This is a genomic window from Methylobacterium sp. E-005, assembly GCF_022829725.1.
Classification (GTDB): domain Bacteria; phylum Pseudomonadota; class Alphaproteobacteria; order Rhizobiales; family Beijerinckiaceae; genus Methylobacterium.
Map to the genome: position 1 here is coordinate 1 of NZ_JAKSYG010000251.1, position 283 is coordinate 283.

General features: G+C 70.3%; 1 pseudogene. It reads right to left on the bottom strand.

Features of this window, described 5'->3' with window-relative positions:
- Window positions 1-57 precede the first annotated feature (57 nt).
- Window positions 58-283, bottom strand: a pseudogene (locus MKK88_RS30915) (hypothetical protein); the annotation flags it as partial.

A 283-nucleotide genomic window follows, 5' to 3' on the forward strand; every position in this document is an offset into this window, starting at 1 on the left:
ACCCGACCCCGCAATAGGGGCAGGTGGTCCGCACCGTCTGCGCCGCCACTGGCTGGGTCATGGCTTCTTCCTCGAAGGGTCGTCCTCGGCGGGAGCAAGCTCCGCGCCGTATCTCCCTCCCCCCTCTGCGGGGGAGGGTGGGATCGCGTAGGAGGCGGCGTGATCCGGTGCCGTCACCACCTGCGCGTCGATCTTCAGGCGGGCGAGCTGGTCGCGCACGGCTTTCTCGTTGGTGGTGCCGGCGGTGACCACCACGGTCTTGCCGCCGAGGTCGCGGTAGGAC